The organism is Mesorhizobium sp. M1006, from assembly GCF_040318825.1.
Taxonomy (GTDB): Bacteria; Pseudomonadota; Alphaproteobacteria; order Rhizobiales; family Rhizobiaceae; genus Mesorhizobium.
In genome coordinates, this window is sequence record NZ_JAMYMZ010000010.1 from 41,265 (window position 1) to 63,593 (window position 22,329).

The 22,329-nt window shown below is 62.9% G+C and carries 21 protein-coding genes; 14 read left to right on the forward strand and 7 right to left on the reverse strand.

Features of this window, described 5'->3' with window-relative positions; translation table 11 throughout:
* Window positions 1-64: 64 nt before the first annotated feature.
* From NKH60_RS12115 to dhaK, 12 genes are all read left to right on the forward strand, one after another.
* A complete protein-coding gene (locus NKH60_RS12115; RefSeq protein WP_031211681.1) occupies window positions 65-1,012 on the forward strand; it encodes a carbohydrate ABC transporter permease in 948 nt (315 codons plus the stop codon).
* Window positions 1,009-1,959, forward strand: coding sequence for a carbohydrate ABC transporter permease (locus NKH60_RS12120; protein ID WP_352872210.1), 951 nt, complete (start codon window positions 1,009-1,011; stop codon window positions 1,957-1,959). Before NKH60_RS12115 ends, NKH60_RS12120 begins: the two co-directional genes overlap by 4 nt.
* Window positions 1,956-2,156 carry a hypothetical protein gene (locus NKH60_RS12125; RefSeq protein WP_352872212.1) on the forward strand — a complete coding sequence of 67 codons (201 nt, stop codon included), beginning with the start codon at window positions 1,956-1,958 and terminating at the stop codon, window positions 2,154-2,156. Before NKH60_RS12120 ends, NKH60_RS12125 begins: the two co-directional genes overlap by 4 nt.
* Before the next feature lie 3 nt (window positions 2,157-2,159).
* Entirely contained in the window at window positions 2,160-3,272 is a 1,113-nt protein-coding gene (locus tag NKH60_RS12130; protein WP_352872214.1) for an ABC transporter ATP-binding protein, read from the forward strand.
* Entirely contained in the window at window positions 3,265-4,278 is a 1,014-nt protein-coding gene (locus tag NKH60_RS12135) for an ABC transporter ATP-binding protein (RefSeq protein WP_352448469.1), read from the forward strand. The genes NKH60_RS12130 and NKH60_RS12135 overlap by 8 nt, the downstream gene beginning before the upstream one ends.
* 67 nt (window positions 4,279-4,345) lie before the next feature.
* Window positions 4,346-5,986: a dihydroxyacetone kinase subunit DhaK gene (locus NKH60_RS12140; RefSeq protein ID WP_352872216.1), complete on the forward strand. Its 1,641-nt coding sequence runs from the start codon at window positions 4,346-4,348 to the stop codon at window positions 5,984-5,986.
* An 81-nt stretch (window positions 5,987-6,067) separates the two neighbouring features.
* Complete coding sequence (gene dhaL / locus NKH60_RS12145; RefSeq protein WP_352872218.1) at window positions 6,068-6,670, forward strand: dihydroxyacetone kinase subunit DhaL; 603 nt, start codon at window positions 6,068-6,070, stop codon at window positions 6,668-6,670.
* The gene (gene dhaM / locus NKH60_RS12150) at window positions 6,667-7,056 is read left to right on the forward strand and encodes a dihydroxyacetone kinase phosphoryl donor subunit DhaM (RefSeq protein ID WP_352469937.1); all 390 of its coding nucleotides are present in this window, start codon (window positions 6,667-6,669) and stop codon (window positions 7,054-7,056) included. Before dhaL ends, dhaM begins: the two co-directional genes overlap by 4 nt.
* 22 nt (window positions 7,057-7,078) lie before the next feature.
* The gene (locus NKH60_RS12155; RefSeq protein WP_023676329.1) at window positions 7,079-7,381 is read left to right on the forward strand and encodes an HPr family phosphocarrier protein; all 303 of its coding nucleotides are present in this window, start codon (window positions 7,079-7,081) and stop codon (window positions 7,379-7,381) included.
* Window positions 7,365-8,981 carry a phosphoenolpyruvate--protein phosphotransferase gene (gene ptsP, locus NKH60_RS12160; protein WP_352872221.1) on the forward strand — a complete coding sequence of 539 codons (1,617 nt, stop codon included), beginning with the start codon at window positions 7,365-7,367 and terminating at the stop codon, window positions 8,979-8,981. Before NKH60_RS12155 ends, ptsP begins: the two co-directional genes overlap by 17 nt.
* An 8-nt stretch (window positions 8,982-8,989) precedes the next feature.
* Window positions 8,990-9,412: a hypothetical protein gene (locus NKH60_RS12165; RefSeq protein WP_352872223.1), complete on the forward strand. Its 423-nt coding sequence runs from the start codon at window positions 8,990-8,992 to the stop codon at window positions 9,410-9,412.
* A gap of 26 nt (window positions 9,413-9,438) precedes the next feature.
* A complete protein-coding gene (gene dhaK / locus NKH60_RS12170) occupies window positions 9,439-10,425 on the forward strand; it encodes a dihydroxyacetone kinase subunit DhaK (protein WP_352469935.1) in 987 nt (328 codons plus the stop codon).
* Between the two features lie 285 nt (window positions 10,426-10,710).
* Here the strand turns inward: dhaK and NKH60_RS12175 are convergent, their stop codons facing one another.
* On the reverse strand, window positions 10,711-11,502 hold the full coding sequence (locus NKH60_RS12175) for a DUF2259 domain-containing protein (RefSeq protein WP_352872225.1): 792 nt from the start codon (window positions 11,500-11,502) through the stop codon (window positions 10,711-10,713).
* Window positions 11,503-11,670: 168 nt separating this feature from the next.
* Here NKH60_RS12175 and NKH60_RS12180 point away from each other — a divergent pair, with 168 nt between their 5' ends.
* Both NKH60_RS12180 and NKH60_RS12185 read left to right on the forward strand, forming a co-directional pair.
* Window positions 11,671-13,578: a propionyl-CoA synthetase gene (locus tag NKH60_RS12180; protein WP_352681427.1), complete on the forward strand. Its 1,908-nt coding sequence runs from the start codon at window positions 11,671-11,673 to the stop codon at window positions 13,576-13,578.
* Window positions 13,579-13,771: 193 nt separating this feature from the next.
* Window positions 13,772-14,473 carry a metallophosphoesterase family protein gene (locus tag NKH60_RS12185; protein ID WP_352469933.1) on the forward strand — a complete coding sequence of 234 codons (702 nt, stop codon included), beginning with the start codon at window positions 13,772-13,774 and terminating at the stop codon, window positions 14,471-14,473.
* Between the two features lie 15 nt (window positions 14,474-14,488).
* Here NKH60_RS12185 and NKH60_RS12190 read toward each other — a convergent pair whose 3' ends face one another.
* The 6 genes from NKH60_RS12190 to NKH60_RS12215 form a co-directional block, all read right to left on the reverse strand.
* Entirely contained in the window at window positions 14,489-16,909 is a 2,421-nt protein-coding gene (locus NKH60_RS12190; RefSeq protein ID WP_352872228.1) for a polysaccharide biosynthesis tyrosine autokinase, read from the reverse strand.
* 151 nt (window positions 16,910-17,060) lie between these two features.
* Window positions 17,061-17,957 (reverse strand): UTP--glucose-1-phosphate uridylyltransferase, encoded by an 897-nt coding sequence (locus NKH60_RS12195; RefSeq protein ID WP_352540412.1) that lies wholly within the window; start codon window positions 17,955-17,957, stop codon window positions 17,061-17,063.
* Between the two features lie 75 nt (window positions 17,958-18,032).
* Complete coding sequence (locus NKH60_RS12200; protein WP_352872230.1) at window positions 18,033-18,983, reverse strand: glycosyltransferase family 2 protein; 951 nt, start codon at window positions 18,981-18,983, stop codon at window positions 18,033-18,035.
* Complete coding sequence (locus NKH60_RS12205) at window positions 18,973-19,923, reverse strand: glycosyltransferase family 2 protein (RefSeq protein ID WP_352540410.1); 951 nt, start codon at window positions 19,921-19,923, stop codon at window positions 18,973-18,975. The genes NKH60_RS12200 and NKH60_RS12205 overlap by 11 nt, the downstream gene beginning before the upstream one ends.
* Window positions 19,923-20,915: a glycosyltransferase family 2 protein gene (locus NKH60_RS12210; RefSeq protein WP_352872233.1), complete on the reverse strand. Its 993-nt coding sequence runs from the start codon at window positions 20,913-20,915 to the stop codon at window positions 19,923-19,925. Before NKH60_RS12210 ends, NKH60_RS12205 begins: the two co-directional genes overlap by 1 nt.
* An 11-nt stretch (window positions 20,916-20,926) precedes the next feature.
* On the reverse strand, window positions 20,927-22,099 hold the full coding sequence (locus tag NKH60_RS12215; protein WP_352872235.1) for a glycosyltransferase family protein: 1,173 nt from the start codon (window positions 22,097-22,099) through the stop codon (window positions 20,927-20,929).
* Between the last annotated feature and the right edge of the window lie 230 nt (window positions 22,100-22,329).

Sequence of the window (22,329 nt, forward strand, 5' to 3'; positions counted from 1 at the left end):
ACGGGACACAGTTCAGATAAATTCCATTGTCGAGACGAGCCAAGTGACCGAAGCAGGACTGACCATGCTCAATCGGACGGCGGACAGCGTTGCCCGGGCTACGCCCGAGCCGTTGGCCCGCAAGGTCCGGGGCATCAGCGACAAGGGCCTCGCCTGGCTGTTCATCTCGCCGACGATCCTGTTGCTGTTAGCTATCAACATCTTTCCGCTGTTCTGGGCAATCTATCTGTCCTTCACCAATTTTCGCGCCAATCGGCCCAACGAGGTTGTGAAGAACCTCGGGCTGGCCAACTACAAGCGCATCCTCGCCGACCAGGACATCTGGATCGCCATGCAGACGACGGCGCATTTCGTCTTCTGGACCATCCTGCTGCAGACGCTGATCGGCTTCACTCTGGCCTGGCTGATCGACCGCAAGTTCCGCGGCCACGCCTTCTGGACGACCATCATCCTGGTGCCGATGATGCTATCGCCGGCGGTGGTCGGCAATTTCTGGCGCTTTCTCTACGAGCCGCAGATCGGGCTGTTCGCCTACGCCGTTTCGTTCGTCACCGGCATTCCGGCAACCGAGATCAGCATGCTCTCCAACGTGTCACTGGCGCCATGGTCGATCATCATCGTCGACACCTGGATGTGGACGCCTTACGTGATGCTGATCTGCCTCGCCGGCCTGCGCTCGATCCCCGAATACATCTACGAAGCGGCCGAGGTCGACCGCGCCTCCAACTGGCGGCAGTTCTGGTCGATCACGCTGCCGATGGCGCTGCCCTTCATCATGCTGGCGGTGCTGTTTCGCGGCATCGAGAACTTCAAGATGTTCGACATGGTCAATCTGCTTACCGGCGGCGGGCCGGGATCGACCACCGAAGTGGCCTCGATCACGCTGAAGCGGCAGGCCTTCGAAAGCTGGCGGACGGGCTATTCCTCGGCCTTCGCCATCATCCTGTTCGTCGCAGTGTTTGGCCTCGCAAACATCTACGTCAAGGCGCTCAACAAGGTGAAGCAGAGATGAGCCTGACGTCAGCCCACTCCGTTGTCGCACCCTCGGCCACGTCGAAACGCGTCGCCGGCACGATCATCGTCGCCTATGCGCTGATCTCGATCGTGCCGCTGCTGTGGATCTTCGCCACCAGCTTCAAAACGCCGCCGGATTCGATCGCCTATCCGCCGAAGATCCTGTCCCAGCCCAGCCTCGAGGGCTACTGCAACCTGTTCTCGACCCGGACTCGGCAAACACCGGAATACATCAACTCGCTGGGACCGGCGACGGGCCTGTGCGACGAGACGGTGCGCAAGCGCAACATGGTGATCGCCGGCCCGTCCAACTTCATGCCGCGCTTCGTCAATTCGCTGATCATCGCGTTCGGCTCGACGTTTTGCGCGGTGTTCCTCGGCACGCTGTCGGCCTATGGTTTTTCGCGCTTCAAGGTGCCGCTCGCCGACGACCTTCTGTTCTTCATCCTGTCGACGCGGATGATGCCGCCGATCGCCGTCGCGATTCCCATCTACCTGATGTACCGGGAGCTTGGCCTATCGGACACGGCTCTCGGCATGATCCTGCTTTATACGGCGGTCAACGTGTCCTTGGCGGTGTGGCTGCTGAAAGGCTTCATCGACGAGATCCCGCGCGAATATGAAGAAGCGGCGATGATCGACGGCTACACCAGGCTGCAGGCGTTCTGGCGCACGGTACTGCCGCAGGCGACCACCGGTATTGCCGCAACCGCCATCTTCTGCCTGATCTTTGCCTGGAACGAATATGCCTTCGCTGCGCTACTGACCTCGGGCACGGCGCAGACCGCGCCGCCCTTCATCCCGACCATCATCGGCGAAGGCGGTCAGGACTGGCCGGCGGTCGCGGCCGGCACGACGATCTTCCTGGTGCCGATCCTGGTCTTCACCATCCTGCTTCGCAAGCAATTGCTGCGCGGCATCACCTTTGGCGCGGTGCGCAAATGAGCATCACCGCAAAACGCAAATCGCGCTGGCCCGTCTGGGCCAGGCGCGGGCTGATGGAAAACGTCGCCACCGCGGTCATCGCCATCGGCTTCCTGATGCTGTTCCAGCCCTTCGCACTGGTGCTCTACACCTATTCCTTCATCACCATGCTTGCGGGCACGGCGATGTTCATCATCGTCTCGAAATTTCCGGAGTAGACGATGGCCGAGATCAGCGTCGAAAATCTGAGGAAGGCATTCGGCGATTTCGTCGCCGTGCAGGATTCCAACTTCGTCGTCGAGGACGGCGAATTCTTCGTCATGCTGGGGCCGTCCGGCTGCGGCAAGACGACGACATTGCGCATGATCGCCGGGCTCGAACTGCCGACTGGCGGCAAGATCCTGCTTGGCGGCGAGGACGTCACCATGCGGCGTGCCCGCGAGCGCGACATCGCCTTCGTCTTCCAGCTGTTCGCGCTCTATCCGCACATGAATGTGCGGAAGAACATCGGCTTTCCACTGCTGGCGCAAGGCATGCCAGGCGCTGAAATCCGGAGCCGAGTGGAGGAGACGGCGAAGCTTTTGCGGATCGACCATCTGCTCAACAAATCGGTCTCCGGGCTTGCCGGCGGCGATCGCCAGCGCGTGGCGCTCGGCCGCGCCATCGTACGGCGGCCAAAATGTTTCCTGATGGATGAGCCGCTCGGCACGCTCGACACCGAATTCCGCGACCTGATGGTCCATGAATTGCGAGAACTGCACAACCGCATCCACGCCACCACCGTCTATGTCACGCATGACCAGATGGAAGCGATGTCGATGGCCGACAAGATCGCGGTGATGAACCACGGCGTCATCGAGCAGTTCGGCACGCCGCGCGAGATCTACGACCGGCCGGCGACGATGTTCGTCGCCGACTTCATCGGCTCGCCGCCGATGAATTTCCTCGGCTTCGGCGGCGGGCTTTCAAAGGGCGCCAGGGAAATTGTTGTGCAAGGCGCGAAGGTGGCCGTGCCGGAGATCCGCGAGGACGTCGCGCCGGCCGAGATGGCGCTTGGCATCCGACCGGAGCACATCCGCTTCGACGACGCTTCGAAGCTGCGCGGTGCTATTTACGGCACGGAATATCTCGGCACCACTCAGATCGTGGCGGTGGAGACAGCAGACGGCATCATCAAGGCCAGGGTGCCGGCCGAAATCCGGCTCAATCCGGGCGATCATGTGGGCCTGGCGCTGAGCAGCGCGCGGCTGTCGCTGTTCGCAAAAGGATCCGGCCGTGCGGTGCGCACCGAAATCCATGACTCGGCCTCCCAGGGGAGAGCACATCATGGCTGACGTTCACATCAAAAGCGTGACCAAGGCTTTTGGCGAGCATGTCGCCGTCGACAATCTCGACCTGCATATCGCCGACGGGGAATTCGTCGTGCTGCTCGGGCCGACCGGCGCCGGCAAGACGACGACGCTCAGGCTGATCGCCGGGCTGGAGCGTCCGGAAGCGGGCTCGATCCATATTGCCGGCCACGACACGACGACGCTGTCGCCGGCCGAGCGCGACACCGCTTTCGTGTTCCAGCAATATTCGCTCTATCCGCATCTGTCGGTTTACGACAACCTCGCCTTTCCGCTGCGCTCGCCAGCACGGAAAATGCCGGAGGATCAGATCCGCCGCCGCGTCGAGGACGTGGCCAAGATGGTGCGCATCCACCACAAGCTGAATAATCGCTCGACCAAACTCTCTGGCGGCGAGATGCAGCGCGTCGCCATCGGCCGCGCTTTGGTGCGCAAGCCGTCGATCTACCTGATGGACGAGCCGCTGTCGTCGCTCGACGCCAAGCTGCGCGCCGATCTCAGGCTCGAGCTGAAGCGCATCCAGGCGGAACTCGGCGCCACAATGCTCTACGTCACGCACGACCAGATCGAAGCGATGACCATGGCCGACCGCATCGGCATTCTCGCCGACGGCGTGCTGGTGCAGATCGGTTCCCCGCGCGCGATCTATTCTGAGCCGGCAAACCTACACGTCGCCGCACGGCTCGGCCAACCGGCAATCAATTTGTTGCCGGTCGGACTGCTGCCGGATGGCGGCGCGCCGGCGGGAACAAAGACGATCGGTGCTCGCACCGAACATCTTTCGATCGAGAAGGCGGCGAACGGCCATGCCGACGGCGTCGTCGATTGGGTCGAGCATCTCGGCGACCAGAACCATCTGCATGTGACGGTGGGGACCAGGAAGCTGGTGACGCTAACCGACCCCGACACCGACCTGGCTCAGGGCGACAAGATCATGATCCGCTATCGCTCGCCGCTGTATTTCGGCCCCGATGGGCGACGGCTGATGTGAGCGCTGCGCGAGTGTTTTCCTGGCACCTTTCAACCGGCAATTTCGGGCACCGGACTGGACCAATTCGATGAAGCATTTTTTCAATCGCAGGGATACGATCGTAACTGAGGCCCTGGACGGCTTCCTCGGTACGACCGGCGCCGGCGATCTCGCTCGCCTCGACGGCTATCCCGAGATCAAGGTCATTCTCCGCGCGGACTGGGATAAGAGCAAGGTCGCGGTCATTTCCGGCGGCGGGGCCGGGCACGAACCTGCCCATGCCGGCTTTGTCGGCATTGGCATGCTGACGGCGGCGGTTTCGGGCGAGATCTTTGCTTCGCCGAGCGTGGAAGCGGTATTGGCCGCCATCCGCGCGGTGACCGGTCCCGCCGGGTGCCTGCTGATCGTCAAGAACTATACCGGCGATCGCCTCAACTTCGGCCTGGCAGCCGAGAAGGCGCGCGCCGAAGGTTTTCGGGTCGAGATGGTAATTGTCGCCGACGATATCGCCCTGCCGGACATTGCCCAGCCGCGTGGCGTGGCCGGCACCTTGTTCGTGCACAAGATCGCCGGCCATCTGTCGGAAGCCGGCATTGACCTGGCGACGGTTGCCGCTGCGGCGCGGGCAGCGGCGGCGGATATCGTTTCGCTCGGCATATCGCTGTCATCCTGCTCGATCCCCGGTCAGAGCCATGACGAAAGATTTGGCGCCGACGACGCTGAACTCGGCCTCGGCATCCATGGCGAACCGGGCGTTGAGCGGATTGCGGTGCAAAGTGCCGAAAGGCTGGTTGCGATCATGTCGGAGCGCCTTGCCGCGCGGCTCGATCCGGTCAGCGACTACGCCTTGCTGATCAATAATCTCGGTTCGGTGCCACCGCTGGAAATGTTGCTTGTCGCCAATGCGGTATTGGCTTCACCGCTGGCACAAAAGGTGACGCTGACAATCGGGCCCGGGCAGCTTGTGACCGCGCTCAACATGAACGGCTTTTCCCTGTCGCTGATCCGGCTCGATGCGTCGCGCGAAGCGGCGTTGCGGGCGCCGGTAGGCCCTCACGCCTGGCTGCCGGCAAGAGCCGCTCGCCAAGCCAGCGTCGTGCCGATGGCCAAAGCCGCCGGCCCGAACGCGTCGAAAGCCAGCCAGGACGCACGCACCGACCGGTTGGTTGTCGCGGTCTGCGAACGGCTGATCTCGCTTGAAGGCGCGTTGAACGGACTGGATGCCAAGGCGGGAGACGGTGACACCGGATCGACTGTGGCGGCCGGTGCGCGCAGCGTGCTTGGCCGCATTGCGACACTGCCGCTCGCTGACCCTGCCGCAACGCTCGCCGTCGTCGGCGACATCCTGAGCGCCAGCATGGGCGGCTCTAGCGGCGTGCTGTTGTCGATCTTCTTCACCGCCGCCGCGCAGGCGCTGGAGTCTGGCGAAACGCTTCCCAAGGCGCTTCTCGCCGGCCTCGATCGGATGTCCTTCTATGGTGGAGCGAGGGTCGGCGATCGCACGATGATCGATGCCCTGGAACCCGCCTTGAGGGCGCTGGATAGGGGGAGTCTGGAAGATGCGGCGGTCGCGGCGCAACGCGGAGCCGAGGCCACCGCTGCCATGCGCAAGGCCAAGGCCGGGCGGTCCGCCTATATTGGCAGCCAGCTCGACGGCGTGGTCGACCCCGGCGCCTTTGCCGTCGCCGAGGTCTTCACTGCCCTCGCTGCGTTGCTCGAACCCGCTTGACTGGGGAAAAAAATGCTTCAATTGCCGGATATGCAATTTTCTCGTACTGCCGGCAGCGCAGGGGCCAGGAGCATGGGTGATATGGCGGCAGCGGATATTTCCAGGCTGATCGAGGCGGCGGCAAACACGATCGCCGCACATGCCGACGAGCTGACCAGTCTCGACCAGGCCATCGGCGACGGCGACCATGGGCTCAACATGAAACGCGGCTTCGAGGCAGTGCGGGCCGAGGCCGGCGCGTTTGCGGCAAAGCCGTTGCCCGAGGCGCTGAAGGCGATCGGCACCAAACTGGTGATGACCGTCGGCGGAGCCTCCGGTCCGTTGTTCGGCACGCTGTTCATGGCGCTCGGCAAGGAGATTTCCGCCGCGCCAGGTCGCGCCGACCTGGCGGCGGCCTTCGGCAAGGCGATCAAAGCGGTTGCAGCCAGAGGCAAGTCGCAGGCCGGGCAAAAAACCATGCTCGACGTGCTGCAGCCGGTGCATGAGGCCCTGCTGCAGGGAAAGACGGCAGCGGACATCGTCGAGATCGCCGACAACGCGGCCGACGCGACCGTGCCGATGAAGGCGCTGCGTGGGCGCGCCTCGTTCCTTGGCGACCGTTCGATCGGTCATATGGATGCCGGCGCACGCTCGACTGCGCTTCTGGTGCGGGCCGTAGCCGAGGCAATCGAGAGGCGCGCATGAGCAATGTCGGCATCGTCATCGTATCGCATTCGCCGCTGGTCGCCGAAGGCACCGCCGACATGGTGCGGCAGATGGTCGGCAACGAAGTGCCGCTTGCATGGTGCGGGGGAAACGGCCATGGCGGGCTGGGAACCAATGTCGAGGCGATCATGGACGCCATCGACAAGGCCTGGTCGGAGGCGGGGGTCGCGATCCTCGTCGATCTCGGCGGTGCCGAGACCAATAGCGAGATGGCGGTCGAGATGATCGGCGAACCACGCGCCCAGAAGATCATTGTCTGCAATGCGCCGATCGTCGAAGGCGCGGTGATGGCGGCGACCGAGGCTTCCGGCGGCGCCTCGCTCAGGGAAGTGGTGGCGACGGCGCACGAATTGTCGCCGTCGTGAACGAACGGGAATTTTGACAAGCATGTCCGCAGCAGCCGAAGCCAGCGTCCTGATCACCCATGAGGTGGGACTGCATGCGCGTCCTTCGGTGAAGTTCACCAAGCTTGCCAAGACGTTTTCGGCCGACGTCGAGATTGCGCTCGCCGCCAACGGGCCATGGTTCGACGCCAAGAGCATCGTCAAGGTGATGGCGGCCAAAGCGCCGAAAGGCACTGTCCTGCATATCAGAGCCAAAGGGGACGGCGCCGGCGAGGCGGTCGGCGCACTGGTCGAGCTGGTGCGGCGCGATTTCGACGAAGGCAAGGACCATGCCCGAACCGCTTAGGCTGCAGGGCATTTCGGCATCGGCCGGCTATGCCGAGGGGCCGCTGTTCAATCTGGACCAGGCTGCTGTGCGTTATGTCCGCAAGGCGACTGCCGCGGACGAGAAGGCGGCGCTTGAGGCCGCCATCTCCATTGCCGCAGGCCGGCTCGCGACATTGATGGAAACCAGCGACAGCGAGGCGGCCGGTATCCTCGAATTCCAGCTCGCCATGCTGGAGGACGACGCGCTGACCGGCCCGGCCTTTGAGCGAATTGCCGAGGGCATGGCTGCTGATGTGGCTTGGCGAAAAGCGCTCGACGCCGAGATAGCCGGCTATGAAACATCCGAGCAGGACTATTTCCGGGCGCGCGCGGCCGACATGCGCGACATACGCGACCAGGTGCTACGCGCGCTTGCCGGGGGCGGCGACATTGCCGCGCCGGCAGGTGCGATCTTCTACGGCGAGGATATCGCACCGACGCGCTTCCTCGAAACCGACTGGAGTGCCGGCGGCGGCATAGCACTTACGGCCGGAAGTGCCGCAAGTCATGTCGCAATGCTGGCACGCTCACGCGGCGTGCCAATGGTGGTGGGGTTGGGGCTCGTAGCGCGTGGGGTAGCCGGGCCCGGTGCTTCGCCGGCTCACCTTGCCGGAATCGCACTGCTCGATGCCGAACATGGCGGCATCGTGTTGGCGCCTTCGAAAGTGGAGATCGACGCATTCCGGCGATCGTCGTCGTCTTTCGCGGCGCATCGCGACAAAGCGGCAGCCTATTTGACAAGGCCGGCAGCAACGAAGACCGGCATAGCGGTCCACGTGCAGGTGAATATTGCCGATCCGTCCGATGTCGACCGCATCGATGCTGCGGCGTGCGACGGTGTCGGGCTGATGCGGACCGAATTCCTGTTCGGCAAGACGCTGCCGGACGAGGAGACGCAATATCGCGCCTACCGTAGAGTGCTGGAATGGGCAGGCGACAGGCCGGTGACGATCCGTACTGTCGATGCGGGCGGCGATAAACCTGTGCCGGGCCTGACCGTCGAGGAAGGTAATCCATTCCTTGGCCTGCGCGGGATCAGGCTGTCGCTGATGCGTCCGGCGGTCTTTCGTGTGCAGATCCGCGCCTTGCTACGTGCCGCCATGCACGGCAATCTGAAGGTGATGTTCCCGATGATCGCCGTTCCGGAAGAGTATGAACACGCCACCGCGCTGTTCGCTGAGGAGCAGGCTGACCTTTTGGCGCGCGGCATCGCGCACAAAATGCCGCCGCTTGGCATCATGGTCGAGGTGCCGTCGGTGGCCATCGCACCGGAGGCATTCGCCAAGGCCGCTTTCTTCTCGATCGGTTCGAATGATTTGACCCAATACGTGATGGCCGCCGCGCGCGACAATGCGTCGGTCGCACATTTGAATTCCGTCAGGCATCCGGCCGTGCTCCGGCTGATCGCCTCGGTTGCCGCCTTCGGCCGCGAGCATAATATCCCGGTCAGCCTGTGTGGCGATGCCGGCGGCGACCCCGCCTCGATCCCGGCGCTGCTCGAAACCGGCCTGCGTGACCTCTCCGTCGCTCCCGCCCAACTCGCGATGGCCAAGGCGGCCATCGCGGACGTTTCGATCTAGGCCCCGGTATGGCAGACAAGGCGCCGCAATCCGGCCCCGAAGAGGCGATCCGCGCCTACAAGACGATCCTGTCGCAGGTGATCGACCAGCGCCCGTCCGGCATGCGCCAGCGCCTCGCCGATGCGCTGGGCAAGCATCGCAGCTTCGTCACGCAGATTTCCAGCCCGGCCTATTCGACGCCGATCCCGTCGAAGCATTTGCCGGCTATCTTCTCCGTCTGCCATTTCAGCCCGGCCGAACGCGATCATTTCCTTGAGGCCTACCATCGGGCGCATCCGGGAAAGATGTCGCTGGCCGCAGGCTTGCGCAAGACACGCCATGTCTCGCTGATCGTTCCCGATTTCGGCGACGACAAGCAGAACGCGGCGCTCGACCGGGCGGTCAACGATTTCATCCAGAAGATCACCAGCATTGCCGGCAAGGGCAGCTGACGCTGGGCTATTTCGGGAGGACGGCCATGAAGAAATTTTTGAATTCGGTCGATACGGTGCTGACCGAGAGCCTCGACGGCTTCGTTGCCGCGCATGCCGATATCCTGGCGCTTGGCGCGGAACACAGATTTGTCCGCCGCAAGCTGCTCACACCGGGCAAGGTGGCGCTGATCTCCGGCGGCGGCTCGGGTCACGAGCCGCTACATGGCGGGTTCGTCGGGCACGGCATGCTGGATGCGGCCTGCCCCGGCCAGGTATTCACCTCGCCAACGCCTGACCAGATGATGGCGGCGGCCGAAGTCGTCAATACGGGCGCCGGCTGCCTGTTCATCGTCAAGAACTACGAGGGCGACGTGATGAATTTCGACATGGCCGCTGAAATGTCGGAAGGCGTGATGCAAATCGTGACCAATGACGACGTTGCGGTCGAAAACTCGTCCTACACCACCGGCCGGCGCGGCGTCGCCGGCACGCTGGTGGTCGAGAAAATCGTCGGCGCGGCGGCCGAACAAGGCATGGCACTGGAGCCGTTGAAGGCGCTCGGCGAGCGCGTCAACGGCGCGACGCGCTCGATGGGCGTGGCGCTGACCAGTTGCACCGTGCCGGCGGCGGGCAAGCCGACCTTCGATATCGGCGACGGCGAGATGGAGTTCGGGGTCGGCATCCACGGCGAGCCTGGGAGGCGGCGCGACACATTGAAAAGCGCCGATGCTATCGCCGAGGAGATCTGTACCGCAATCCTGGGTGACCTGGGCGACGGTGCCAGAGGCCAGGCGCTACTCTTCGTCAACGGCTTTGGCGGCACACCGTTGATGGAGCTTTATCTGATGTACAACAGCGCCCGCAAAATCTTCGAGAAGCACGGCGTGACGGTGATCCGGTCGCTGGTCGGGTCCTATGTGACCTCGCTCGATATGGCCGGCTGTTCGATCACGCTGAGCATGCTCGACGACGAGGCGGCTATTTGGTGGGATGCACCGGTACATACGGCCGCGCTGCGCTGGGGCATGTAGCGGCGGAGAATGCCCCAGAAATAGTCGGTGACAAGACCGGTATCGGCAACGCCGCGCATCGCCAGACAGGTTGCCCTCCTCACCCTGCGTAAGATAAAGAATCTGCGGGTTTGGGGAGTTCGAGCATGCGTTACAATTGGGATCGGGCGCCGACGGGTTTCGAGCGCCATGGAAAGGTGCTGGCAGCCGCCTTGCTGATCGTCGGCGGGGTCGGACTTATGCTCGCTGCCCTCCCGCTTTAGGGACAACAAACTCGGGTAGCGGACTACGTCTCAGCGCGTTGCCTCAGTGCGCCTGGCCAGTCACGGCGATGAAACGGCGGTCGCGCCCTTCAAATCCCTGGCTGAAGCGCTGCACGAGCACCGCAAGCACGCCCGGTTTTCCATCCGGGGTGAATGCGTAAGATTCCGACAGGCTGTAGGAAGTCGGGCAATTCCTCGAACCGGGCACCGCCTTGTCCTCATGCAGCAGCTTGATCGGCTTGCCGTCCTGACCCTGCAGCGTCAGGCGAAAGCCGAGCGCCTTGCCGGTCGTTTCGCCTTGCAGCGTCGCGTCGAAACTCGCTGAACAATCCGCCGTGCTGTCGGCACGGATCTGCTCGAGCTGGATGGTGCCAAGCTCGTCATAGGCCGGCGAAAGCCATTTTTGCGAAACCTGCTCGAGGCGCGCAATGTCATTGTAGGCGACCATGTCGTCGGGAAAGGTGAACCTGTCCAAGGCAGTCCGCTCGCCGCGCGGCGCGATGGCATATTTGGCCAGCAAGGGCGCCGCCAGTTCGGCGGCCTGTGCCCTCGCCTGCGCAAGCGTCAATGTCGAATCCTCCGTCTCGTCGGCGATGACGATCGGCTTGCCGCCGACGAACTCATCGGTCCGCGTGTCGATGATGTCGATCTCCGACCAGCCCGAATCCGAAGCACCGGGATCGAGCGTGCCGTACTGTTCGAAGGCGAAGTAGTTGCCGTCTGGCGAAAAGCCGATGACGCGCCGAGCCGCCGCGTCGCCTGCCTGAGCAGCTGAAGCGAGCACCACCGCCAGCGTCGCAACCGCGGCAAACCCAAGCTCATATCGCAATTTCATCGCGCCCTGCCCCTAATGCCGAAAATTCGAACGATACCGGCCCCCAGACCACCATGACCCGCACTTGCGGCCAAGTTAACGACGGCAAACGAAACGCACAAATACATGGTTACACAAACCAGCATACGCTATTTCAAGGACAGCAAACATTCCTGGGGAGGAAGCTGGATGGCGTCACGCTACCACGAGGTCTATGACGACTGGAAACGCGACTCGGAAAAATTCTGGGCCGATGCCGCGGGCGAAATCGACTGGTTCTCGCCCTTTGAGACGGTGTTCGACGCCAATGCCGGCGTCTATGGCAGGTGGTTCATTGGCGCCTCGTGCAACACCTGCTTCAATGCCGTCGATCGTCATGTGGCGGGCGGCCGTGCCGACCAGATCGCGTTGATCCATGACAGCGCGATTTCCGGCACAATCAGGAAGTTCACCTATACCGAGTTGAAGCGCGAGGTGATCGCGCTGACCTCGGTGCTCAAGAATCGTGGCATCCAAAAAGGCGATCGCGTAATCATCTACATGCCGATGGTGCCGGAAGCAGCCTTCGCCATGCTTGCCTGTGCGCGGATCGGCGCCGTGCATTCGGTGGTCTTCGGCGGCTTTGCCTCGCATGAGCTCGCCACCCGCATCGACGACGCCAAGCCGAAGCTGATCATCTCCGCTTCCTGCGGCCTGGAGCCAGGGCGCGTGGTTGCCTATAAGCCGCTGCTCGACAAGGCGATCGAGATGTCGCGGCACAAGCCGGAAAGCTGCCTTATCCTGCAGCGCGACCAACTGCGCTGCGAACTCAGGGAAAACCACGATATCGACTATGCCGACGCCGTGGCGCGGGAGCGGGCCGCGGGTGCCAATGTCGACTGTGTTCCGGTGCTTGCCACCGATCCGCTCTACATCATCTACACGTCGGGCACGACCGGCCAGCCGAAGGGAATCGTGCGTGACAATGGCGGCCATATGGTCGCGCTGAAATGGTCGATGGAAAACGAGTTCGGCGTCAAACCGGGCGAAGTGTTCTGGGCGGCTTCCGATGTCGGCTGGGTGGTCGGCCATTCCTATATCGTCTACGGCCCGCTGCTGCATGGCTGCACAACGATCCTGTTCGAGGGCAAGCCGGTCGGCACGCCCGATGCCGGCACCTATTGGCGTGTGATCGCCGAGCATGGCGTCGTCGCGCTGTTCACCGCGCCAACCGCCTTTCGCGCCATCAAAGGACAGGACCCGAAGGGCGAATTCGTCCCGAAATACGACCTGTCCAAATTCCGGACGCTGTTCCTCGCCGGCGAGCGCGCCGATCCCGAAACCATCAAATGGGCGGAGCAGAAATTGACCTTGCCGGTGATCGACCATTGGTGGCAGACCGAGACCGGCTCGCCGATGACCATCAACCCCGCCGGACTGGGCCTGTTGCCGGTCAAATACGGCTCGCCCGGCGTGCCGATGCCCGGTTATGACATCCGCGTGCTCGACGATGCCGGGCATGAGGTCAAGCGTGGTACGCTTGGCAATGTCGTGGTGAGATTGCCGTTGCCCCCCGGCTGCCTGCCGACGCTGTGGAATGCCGACGAGCGGTTTCGCCAAGCCTATCTCGACGAGTTCCCCGGCTTCTACAAAACCGCGGATGCCGGCATGATGGACGAGGACGGCTATCTCTATGTCATGGCTCGCACCGACGACATCATCAATGTCGCCGGCCACCGGCTATCGACCGGCGCCATGGAGGAGATTCTGGCCGCGCATCCCGACGTCGCCGAATGCGCCGTCGTCGGTATTGCCGATGCTATGAAAGGCCAGGTTCCACTCGGCTTCGTCGTGCTGAATGCCGGCGTCGACCGCGACGCCGGCATCATCGAAAACGAGGTTGTCACCCTAGTGCGCGAACGGATCGGCCCGGTCGCTGCCTTCAAGACGGTGGTGACGATCAAGCGCCTGCCGAAGACGCGCTCCGGCAAGATCCTGCGCGGCACCATGCAGAAGATCGCCGACAAGGAGGAATGGGCCATGCCGGCAACGATCGACGACCCGGCCATCCTCGACGAGATCACCGCCGCGCTGAACCGCCGCGGCATCGGCCTGTAATGGGCGCCGAAGCCGAGTTGCGTCCGAAGCTCCGGTATGGAACGACCGGCGCCGGACGTGGTATCCACGCGCGGTGTCGTCATGTTGTTTCGGAATCGAGACGCACCCACAGCCATGCGAGACGCCATACGTGACCCTGTTCCAGCGATCGAGAAAGCCCCAGGCCGCGGCACGCCAGCGGCTGGAGATCGATATGCGGGGCGCAGTCGTCTATGCGATCGGCGACGTGCATGGCTGCTACAAGGAACTCCGCGCCCTGGAGCAGAAGATCGTGCTCGATTCGGCGCCCTTCGAAGGGCGCAAGCTCATAATCATGCTTGGCGACTACGTCGATCGTGGACCCCAGTCGGCGCGTGTGCTCGATCATCTGCTGGCGCCACCGCTCCGTGATTTCCAGCGCATCTGCCTTGCCGGCAACCACGAAGTCGTGATGCTGAACTACGTCGACGGGATCATTTCGAGAGAGTCGTGGCTGGCGATAGGCGGCCTGCAAACGCTGTTTTCCTACGGCGTCGACCCGTCGCGCATGGCCGATCTCTATGGGTCAAGCGAGGAGGTCGACAAGCGCATTCGGGAAGTCATTCCAGCCGACCACATTAGCTTCATGCGCGCGCTGCCGGTCATGGTCTGTTCGGCGAAATTCGTGTTCGTCCATGCCGGCATCAGGCCCGGCATCGACCTCGCCGCGCAGGACGAGGACGACCTGCTGAATATCCGTTCGGACTTCTTCGACGCTGCGCATCTTCTCGACCGCTATGTCGTGCACGGACATACGCCGGTCGACACTCCGAAGCTCGAGGGACGCCGGCTTGGCATAGACACCGGCGCCTTCCAAACCGGCCAGCTGACCGCCCTCAGGATCGTCGACAACCGCGCCAGGTTGATATTTTCCTGAGCGCGATGTCGTCGCTCAGGCGGCTGCCCTGGTGCGCGCTTCCGATTTTTCCAGATAGTAGCTCGAATATTTGTCGAAGAATTTTTCCGAGCCGCCGATCGCGCCATATTTGGCCAGCTTCTTCAGTTCGACCTTGTTCAGCACCGCGCCAATGATCTTCTTGGCGATGTAGGGCTCCGAGCTGAGCATGGATTGCACCATCGCACGCGGCGTGCGTCCCCACTCGGTGACCAGCACGAAGCCGTCGACAAGCGGAGCGAAGGCCTTGGCGTCGACGACAGGCCCGAGCGGCGGCAGATCGACGATGATGTATTCGAAGGTTTCCTTGGCGTTATCGATGAAACGCCGCATGCCGGCTGAAGACAGAAGCTCGCTGGTATGCGAAAACTGGCCACGCAGGACGGCCGGGATGATAGCCAGCTTGGTCTGCCGGTCGATCTTGCCGACCGACTGCCATGTCTGCCCGCTCACCACAGCTTCCATCAGGCCCTGCTCGGCCTCCATACCGAGGCTGCGGCTGAGGCCGGGATTGCGCAGGTCGCCATCGATCAGCAGCGTTTTCGATCCGTTGACGGCAAGCAGCCCGGCAAGATTGGCCGCCACCGTCGACTTGCCCTCGCCGGGAAGCACCGAGACCACGCCGATGACCCGGCTGCCCTGGCCTTCCATGACGACGTCGAAGGCGATCTTGGCGTTGCGCAGCGTCTCGGAGAACATCGATGCCGGGGCATCGACGGTTACCCGCATCCGCGCACGTTTTTCGGCTGCCGACAATGTTTTGGAGGGCTGGGATTTGGAGGACTTGGCGGACTTGGATTCAACGACTTTGACGTCAGGCTGACCGCCATTGCGCTGGTCATCCTTGCCAGGCTTGCCGATGACGGGCAGGTAGCCGAGGAATTTGAGGCCCACACGGTCGCGGACATCCTCGCCGGTCCTGAAGAAGCGTTCCCTGAATTCATTCAGGCCACCAACCCCTGCCCCCAGCATCATGCCAAGCGCCAGCGAAAGCCCCAGCACGATGGCTGTGCGCGGGGTTGCGGCCGACTGCGGCATCGTCGCGTCCGAGATGACCCGGATCTTGCCGACCGGGAAGGATTGCTGCTGGGCGGCCTCCTCATAGCGGTTCAGGAACGTCTGGTAGAGCGTCGACAGCGCCGTCGCCTTTTGGTCCAGCTCACGCAGCTTGACCTGCGACTGGTTGTCGATGGAGCTCTTGCCAGCCGCCAAGGCGACATTTGCGCGGAGCGCGGTTTCGCGCGCCAGAGCGACCTCGTATTCGTTGCGGTAGCTTTCGGTCAGTTGCTTCAGCTCGCCGAAAATCTGCGCCGATATGTCGGCCTTCTCCTTGGCGAGCGCGACGGCCTGCGGATGTTGCGGGCCGAAATTGGCTTCGACATCCTGCTGCCGCTTGGATACGGTGAGATAGCGGTTCTTCAGCGTCGTGATGACCGAGCTGCTCGGTTGGTCGTTCGATATCGCAGCGTCCTTGAACGCATTGTCCGACCCGCTTTCGACGATCGACTTGTACTGCTGATAGCGGGCGCCGGCACGTGCGGTATCGGCCTGCGCGACGATCAGCTGGGTGTTGAGATCGGACAATTGCTTGTCGCTGATCAGCTGGCCGTCATTGACGGCCAATCCGTGTTCGGCCCTGAACTTTTCGACCGCCAGTGCAGCCGCCTGGGAGCTCTCACGAAGCTCGGTCAGCCGGCCTTGCAGCCAGACCGCCGCCCGCTCGGTCGCGTCGAAGCTGGCATCAAGTTGATCGGCTAGATAGGCATCGGCATAGGCCTTGGTGATGGCGGTCGCAAGCGCCGGATCGGTCGCCTGAAAGGAGATGCTGATCACAAAGCTCCGGCCGATCCGCTCGGCATCGAGTTGGGTCTGCAGTTTGAAGATTGCGTAGTCACGGGGCGATGAGGATGCGGTGATCGCGTCACGCGTCGCAGCATCAAGCTGAGTGACATCGGTTGTGCTAGCGGCGCGCTTGGGGCGGACAGACTGGACGATACCGCGCACAAAGCCAGCAACCTTCGACAGGGCCGATGTCGGAGGGTTCATGAAAGCGTCGTTCTGATCGAGCTTCAGCTTGTCGACGACCACCCCAGCCAGCCTGGCCGACTGTAGTATTTCGATCTGGCTCAGAACGGCGGAGTCGGTCTGCATGCTGACCGACGCCGCCGAAATGTCGTCGACGACCTTGTTCAATCCTTCGTCGATCAGCACGCTGCTCGTCGCCACATAGGTAGGAGGCGTCGTCTGCAAATAGAGCACGCCGAGAAAGAGACCGATGACGGCGCAGGCGGCAACCACTTTCGCCTGCCGCGCGGCCATGCCAAGCAGGCGCTCGATGTCGATGAAGTCTTCGGCGTTTGCCGCATTAGAAGCCGGCAATGGCGTCCTCTTGTCGACAGGAAAATTGGCATAGTTCATCTTCGGTCCAATTCTAGTTTGCAGGCGCTACCGCCTCGAAGGTCGGGACATAGGGTGCAAACCTTGCGCCGGACACAGTGCGCGTTACGCGCGGCGCAACGGCCTGTCCTGCGTCATCAGCCGCACCCACAATGCCTCGAAAAAATGGACATTATGCGGCTTCTTCCCGACGCTGATGCGACCGGACGAATTCCTGCAGCATCTCGAAGATCGGGCCCTTCATGTCCTCCCGCGCCAGCGCGAAAGCGATATTGGCCTGGATGAAACCCTCCTTCGAACCGCAGTCGAACATGCGGCCGTCGAAAGGCTGGGCGAAGAAGGCCTGGGTCTGTGCGAGACGCACCATTGCGTCGGTCAGCTGGATCTCGTTTCCGGCGCCGCGTTGCTGGCTGGCAAGCAACGAGAATATCTCGGGCTGCAGGATGTAGCGGCCGTTGATGTAGAAGTTCGACGGCGCGTTGGCAGGAGCCGGCTTTTCGACCATGGCCGTTACCTCGAAGCCCGTGCCGACATCAGCGCCGCGCCCGACAATGCCGTATTTGCTGGTCTCGGTCGGATCGCAACGCTCGACGGCGATGACGTTTGCGCCAGTCCGTGCGTAAAGATCAGCGACTTCGGCGAGACAGCCACGCCCGCCGAAGGACACCATGTCCGGCAAAAGCAATGCGAAGGGCTCGTCACCGATGACTTCGCGCGCGCACCAGACGGCATGGCCGAGGCCTTGCGGCGACTGCTGGCGGATGAAGCTCGTCGCGCCGGCGACGGGAAGCAGGCTTTCAAGCGATTCGAGTTGCGCCTTCTTGCCGCTCTGCTCCAGGGTTCCGATCAGTTCAGGATGCAGGTCGAAATAGTCCTCGATCACCGCCTTGTTGCGGCCGGTGACGAAGACGATGTGCTCGATGCCGGCCTCGAACGCCTCGTCAACCGCATATTGCACGACAGGCCTGTCGACCACCGGCAGCATTTCCTTCGGCATGGACTTGGTCGCCGGCAGGAACCGCGTTCCGAGCCCCGCCACCGGTATGACTGCCTTCCTGACTTTTTTCATTGCATGTTCCTTCTGAGGAGATCGATTTCAACCCTGTCGCAGGCGGCGAAACTGTCTTCATTCACCTGCAGCCCTTCACCTCCCCGCCACTACGGCAAACTGTGCCGCTACCCTTCGCAGCCGGACGGCGATCGGCATGCTCATATGCCGAACCGCCGCCGGATCGCTGAGCGCCGTCCATATCGCCTTGAGCGGCGACCGCGCCTTGATGTGCTGAACCAGCGACAGGAATGATGCCGCCCGCCGCAGGCTGCGAGCGCGCCTGGCGAACGCCGCCTCGGCCGCAGCATCCATGGAATGGGTCGCGGCGAAGGTGGCATCGGCCCTGCGCATCGCCTCGACGTGATGAAGTTCGAGCACCCGGGAGATGGAACCGGTGCGAATGTGGTAGATATAGCCCGTCGTCGGCTCGACGACGCATTTGCCGCCTTTAGCCAGAGCACTGGCCAGGAGGATATAGTCTTCGCCAATGATCAGGCTTTCATCGTAACGAAGCCCGTTCTCGTTCAGGAACCGGCGCTGGAAGATCGGCTTGAGGTAGCCGAGATTGAACCTCGATTCGAAGAGGACATTGCCGCTGATGAAATCTACCAGCGAGATTTCACCGAGGCCTTCCAGATAGTCAGCCGGGAACATCGTCTCTTCGGCAACGCCATCCTCGCGAACGACCTGCAGATTATCGACCGCGATCTCGGCGCCCGCTTTCTCCGCGCGCTCGATCATGGTGCAGAGTCGCCCGGGATAGACCGCGTCGTCGGAATCGAGGACCGCGACCCACCTGCCGCGTGCAAGCTCAAGGCCGGCATTCCTGGCGCCGCCGGGGCCACGGTTTTGCTCAAGCGCGACAACGCGTACGATGTCTTCGGGGTAGGATCTTGCCAGGTCGAGCGTCCGGTCGCGCGACTTGTCGTCGACGACGATGACCTCGACGCTGATATTGCGCTGGGCGACGGCGCTGGCAATCGCCCGATCGATGGTCGCCTCGGCATTGTAGGCGGCAATCACGAAGCTCACGTCAGGCTGCACGCTTGCCCCCTTGCTGCGGCGAAGACAGGCCGTATTGGCGGATTTCACGAACCCCGACGAGGCCGCTGACGACGCCGACATGCATAATGCCGCGAAGCACGCTGCGGTTCCGACGTACGGGGTCGATGGCGACCGGAATTGCCGACAGGAAACTGTAGGCGGCCTTTGCCGCGGCAATGCCGACCTGCTTGAGCCGGGCAAGGCCGTGTGCGTTGCGCCCCAGAAGATGACCATGCGTCTGCCCAACGCGGAACCGGCGGCGGCCGAGCCAGTCGAATGCCGCCCTGGCAGGTGGCACCGCTTCGTCGACCCAAGCCTCCGGCGAAAAGGCGATGCGGCCGCCGGCCTTGACCATCTGGTCGAAGAATTCCGTATCTTCGCCGCCGGTCTGGCCACGCGCCAGGCTGAAGCGCCGGCCGCGCAGGCTCTCAGCGCCAATCCTGAGCAGGACGTTGCAGGTGTAGCCGGTGCGGATTTCGCCGCTCACCCAGACCGGCAAGGTCGAGTGGAAATCGCCTTTGCGCATCCAGGCGGGCGCATCCGGCAGGTAACGGGCTTGCACCGGCCCAAGCACCGTCGCAGCACCTGTTGCTTCCGCCGTCGCCACCAGTTCGGCAAGCCAGCCAGCGGTGGCCGTCTCGTCATCGTCGATAAAGGCGACGAAATCCGCCGCACTGGTATCGAGGCAAGCGTTGCGCGCGATCGAGATGTTGCGGGCCGGGGCGTGCCGGTAGGTCACCGGCAGCTTCAACTCCGCAGCCAGCGTCGTCACCATCTGTTCGGCCGTCGGCGTATCGTCGTTGTCCGCGATGATAACACCGACGTCGAATCCCGCGGGCATATCCATGGCCGCTATGGAGCGAAGCGTGTCGGCAAGCTCCGGCCGGCGAAATGTGCAGACGCAGATATCGATGCTTCGATTTTTCCTGACCGGGTCCATCACGCTACCCCGCGCTGCGGTCGCGGTGCGAGCAGTTGCAGCCAGAAACCGACCGACCAGCCGAAATGCATGACCATTGCCGAGACCCCGGCCAGCGCAATGTCGGCTTTGCGCTGGCTGACGGCGGTCCAAAAGCCGTAGCCGAGGCAGACCGACGCCCATAGCAAAAGCGGCACGGCCGCCAGCCAGTGGACGAAGGAAAAGGCGGCGAGAAGAACCACGGGGAACACTAGAAGCGGCACCATCTGCCGGATCTTCGGGATCATGCGGTGCTTGAGAACGTTCTTCGCCCGGCCACGGCCATAGCCGAGATATTGAAAATAGAGGCCCTTCAGCGAGGAGCGCGGGTAGTAGACCATTTGCGTCTTGCCGGTCATCCAGATGCGGTAGCCGGCCTGGCGGAGCCGATAGTCGAGTTCGGCATCCTCATTGTGGCTGAAGGTTTCGTCATAGCCGCCGACCGCGGTGAAGGCCGATATCCGTATCAGTGCGTGGTGGCCATGATCGACCCATTCCCCCGCCGAAAGATGCCGGTGCTTGGAGCCGCCGGTGCCGAGCCTGGAGTTCTGCGCCGCTGCCGCTGCTTTCTGAACCATGCCGCTGCCGCTGGTCAGCATTGAGACGACGACCGAATCCGCACCGGTGGCTTGCGCTTCTTCGACCAGCCGGTCGCAATAATCCGCTGGATAGCCGCCATGCGCGTCGATGCGAATGAGATAGTCGACGCCTTCCCCGAACCTGGCGACGGCGAGATTGATTGCCGCGCTCTGCAAGCGCTTTTCATTGTGCAGCAGGATCACCCGCTGATCTTTTGCGGCGATGTCCGCGACGATCGGCCTGGTGCCGTCCGTGCTGCCGCCATCGGCAACGATGATCACGGCGCCCAGCCTCTCGGCCGCAGGGCGGAGCTCTCGAAGCAACGCGCCGATATGGGCCGCTTCGTTCAGGCACGGAACCACGATCATGCAGGATGGAATTTCGGTTTGCGTCATCGGCAGTCCTTCTATGCCAATGCTTCGGCAGCATATGGACCGGGAGCCGCAGTCAGCCCGCGGAGCTTTTCGACGAGCGCCCGGCAATCGGCGCGGTCGTAGCTCCAGATGCGCGGATTGCGGGCGAGAACACGCGCCCTCAATGTCTCGAACCGATGCTGCTCCATCGTGCCGACGGCGGCTTCGAGCGCCTCGGGCGTGGCTTCTGGCAAAAGAACCCCTATGCCTTGCCGGTCGAGGAACCGGCCGGTTTCGGTGGCTTCCATCGAAATCGGCACGGCTCCGAAGCGGCAGCCCTCATAGAGCCGATTGGGCAGCAGCCATTCGGAGTTCAGGCCCTGCTCAAAAAAGTCGATGGCCCAGGAAAAGTGGACCTCGCGATAGATCGCCGCCATATCCTCGGGATTGCGGTAGGTCCCGCCAAACGAGAGCCAGGGTTCCGATTCGACGAAACCGTGGAAATCGGGAAATTCGGACAGCGCCGGGCGGCCCCTGAGGACGATTTCAAAGCGGCCGTCGAGGCGGCGCGAAAATTCGGCCAGAAGCTCCAGGGAGCGACGGCAGCGAAGCGCCCCGAACCAGCCGATCCGCCAAGGCGGCGCAACGGGGTTCTCCGGCGCCGCGCGGTCATCCAGCGAGGCCGCGGCTGGCTCGAAATACTTGTTTTCGAGCAGTTCGACCGGGGCGGCAATCTGTCCGAACGGCTTGAAATAGTTGGCGATGAAGGCCGGAGAGCTGGTCACCAGAAGCTTCACATCCCTGGCCAGGAAGCGTTCTGCGCCGCGCATCGCCCAGCCCAGCGGATCGTCGCGAAGCAGCAGGCGATGGATATCCAGGCACTCGTAGACGATCGGCACCGTTGCCTGGAAAGCCGACCTGGCGCGGCGGGCAAGCGCCAGCATTTCCAGATTGCGCGCGATAATGAGGTCGGGCCGTGGCATTGAGCCCAGCTTCGAGCCGGTCGAGACGACTGCCTTCATGATCGCGGCCAGACGTTGGGCGAATCGGCCATCACGAGTCGGGCCGAGATCGATCGGCTGCAAGCCCTCGACATCAGCAACTGCGCTTGCCGTACGACGAAAGCCCGCCAGCGTAACCTGGGCGCCGCCTGCCTTGAGCATTATGATCCGCCGGCGCACTGCCGGGTCGGAGACGTCGTGTACCAAGTACAAGACATGCAGCATGAAAACTCGACCGCTGTTGGCCCGCCCGCGACAATGCTAGTACAGCTCTTGCTGCATCGCAACATTTTTGGTTGCAGCGTAGCAAAGATCCCCGTTTTTTGTTGCACTGCAAAATCGATAGGTTAATCTCGCTCTGCTTGGGCCACATGGACCGCGCGTTGGCCTGCCAACGGGCTGCGCGCCAATAATCACGACGCGAGGACCATCCTTGGCGTGCAGCATTTTCGGCC

Excerpts from the sequence above, each read along its gene's own strand:
- NKH60_RS12205 (WP_352540410.1), bottom strand. The coding sequence starts at position 19,923 with ATGGACCCGGTCAGGAAAAATCGAAGCATCGATATCTGCGTCTGCACA.
- NKH60_RS12120 (WP_352872210.1), top strand. The coding sequence starts at position 1,009 with ATGAGCCTGACGTCAGCCCACTCCGTTGTCGCACCCTCGGCCACGTCG.
- NKH60_RS12180 (WP_352681427.1), top strand. The coding sequence starts at position 11,671 with ATGGCGTCACGCTACCACGAGGTCTATGACGACTGGAAACGCGACTCG.
- NKH60_RS12155 (WP_023676329.1), top strand. The coding sequence starts at position 7,079 with ATGTCCGCAGCAGCCGAAGCCAGCGTCCTGATCACCCATGAGGTGGGA.
- ptsP (WP_352872221.1), top strand. The coding sequence starts at position 7,365 with ATGCCCGAACCGCTTAGGCTGCAGGGCATTTCGGCATCGGCCGGCTAT.
- NKH60_RS12165 (WP_352872223.1), top strand. The coding sequence starts at position 8,990 with ATGGCAGACAAGGCGCCGCAATCCGGCCCCGAAGAGGCGATCCGCGCC.
- NKH60_RS12190 (WP_352872228.1), bottom strand. The coding sequence starts at position 16,909 with ATGAACTATGCCAATTTTCCTGTCGACAAGAGGACGCCATTGCCGGCT.
- NKH60_RS12135 (WP_352448469.1), top strand. The coding sequence starts at position 3,265 with ATGGCTGACGTTCACATCAAAAGCGTGACCAAGGCTTTTGGCGAGCAT.
- NKH60_RS12210 (WP_352872233.1), bottom strand. The coding sequence starts at position 20,915 with ATGACGCAAACCGAAATTCCATCCTGCATGATCGTGGTTCCGTGCCTG.
- NKH60_RS12175 (WP_352872225.1), bottom strand. The coding sequence starts at position 11,502 with ATGAAATTGCGATATGAGCTTGGGTTTGCCGCGGTTGCGACGCTGGCG.
- NKH60_RS12215 (WP_352872235.1), bottom strand. The coding sequence starts at position 22,099 with ATGCTGCATGTCTTGTACTTGGTACACGACGTCTCCGACCCGGCAGTG.
- NKH60_RS12140 (WP_352872216.1), top strand. The coding sequence starts at position 4,346 with ATGAAGCATTTTTTCAATCGCAGGGATACGATCGTAACTGAGGCCCTG.
- NKH60_RS12195 (WP_352540412.1), bottom strand. The coding sequence starts at position 17,957 with ATGAAAAAAGTCAGGAAGGCAGTCATACCGGTGGCGGGGCTCGGAACG.
- NKH60_RS12130 (WP_352872214.1), top strand. The coding sequence starts at position 2,160 with ATGGCCGAGATCAGCGTCGAAAATCTGAGGAAGGCATTCGGCGATTTC.
- NKH60_RS12185 (WP_352469933.1), top strand. The coding sequence starts at position 13,772 with ATGCGGGGCGCAGTCGTCTATGCGATCGGCGACGTGCATGGCTGCTAC.
- NKH60_RS12115 (WP_031211681.1), top strand. The coding sequence starts at position 65 with ATGCTCAATCGGACGGCGGACAGCGTTGCCCGGGCTACGCCCGAGCCG.
- dhaL (WP_352872218.1), top strand. The coding sequence starts at position 6,068 with ATGGCGGCAGCGGATATTTCCAGGCTGATCGAGGCGGCGGCAAACACG.
- dhaM (WP_352469937.1), top strand. The coding sequence starts at position 6,667 with ATGAGCAATGTCGGCATCGTCATCGTATCGCATTCGCCGCTGGTCGCC.
- NKH60_RS12125 (WP_352872212.1), top strand. The coding sequence starts at position 1,956 with ATGAGCATCACCGCAAAACGCAAATCGCGCTGGCCCGTCTGGGCCAGG.
- dhaK (WP_352469935.1), top strand. The coding sequence starts at position 9,439 with ATGAAGAAATTTTTGAATTCGGTCGATACGGTGCTGACCGAGAGCCTC.